At 48.4% G+C, this 858-nt stretch carries 2 protein-coding genes; one reads left to right on the top strand and one right to left on the bottom strand.

The features are described from left to right. Window positions 1-39 precede the first annotated feature (39 nt). Window positions 40-372, top strand: coding sequence for a stress response protein (locus ACTHS3_RS15845; RefSeq protein WP_440368488.1), 333 nt, complete (start codon window positions 40-42; stop codon window positions 370-372). Window positions 373-423: 51 nt separating this feature from the next. Here ACTHS3_RS15845 and ACTHS3_RS15840 read toward each other — a convergent pair. Beyond that, a partial coding sequence (locus ACTHS3_RS15840) for an epoxyqueuosine reductase QueH (protein ID WP_440368487.1) occupies window positions 424-858 on the bottom strand: 435 nt, incomplete at its 5' end.

Below are 858 nucleotides of genomic sequence, written 5' to 3'. Positions count from 1 at the left end.
GCGAAACATATAATGGAAAAACTATTTAGGAGGCGAATCATGTTAATGTTGAAAAATTTAGGTTCCGCACTGGCGGCGGTTGCCGTATTGAGCTTGGATACTTATTCTGCCGAAGCGGCGGCCAAACCGCATGGCCATCATGTGAGCAAACACCAACAGGCGAAGAAAAACAAATTGCATCCTGCTTGTAAGAGATACCTTGAGCGCCGTGCCGCTTGGTATCGCTACAAAGGCAACAAGGCCGAATTGAGGGAAAACCGTAAAGCGGCAAAAGCATTCCGCGGTTTGCCTTATGCCGAGCAAAAAATTCAATGCCAAGCTGCTTATCAGGCATTTGATGATTTTGATCACGGTAAATTCCGCCGCCGTTAATCATCTGATTTAAACAAAGGCCGTCTGAAACATTCAGACGGCCTTTGATATTTATTTCTCAACAATGATTTTGTTTTCGGCTTGAGGCTCGTATTGTGTGGATTCATCACCGTAATACAATACGCCCAGCTTGATGGGGATGCGGCCTTGCGATTTGCGGTGGGCATTGGAGTCACGCAGGGAGTAGGCGCAACCGCAATATTCTTGTTGGTAGAAATGCTCACGCTTGCTGATTTCAATCATGCGTGCGCTGCCGCCGCCTTTGCGCCAGTTAAAATCCCAATAAACCAAGTCATCATACGGCTCGGCGGCGCGATGGCCGCAGCCGTTGATCTGTTTCATGTCTTTCCAGCGTGAAATGCCCAGTGAGCTGGTGAAAACATGGAAGCCGTTTTCATGGGCGTATTGCGCCGCTTTTTCAAAACGCATATCGAAACACATGGTGCAGCGGATACCGCGTTCGGGTTCAAATTCCATGCCTTTGGC

This window comes from Neisseria sp. P0009.S007 (genome assembly GCF_051962515.1).
This window is presented reverse-complemented; position numbering and strand designations above follow the sequence as displayed.

What these genes read in the sequence shown, in the direction of transcription:
- ACTHS3_RS15845 (WP_440368488.1), top strand. Translation starts at nt 40, where the DNA reads ATGTTAATGTTGAAAAATTTAGGTTCCGCACTGGCGGCGGTTGCCGTA.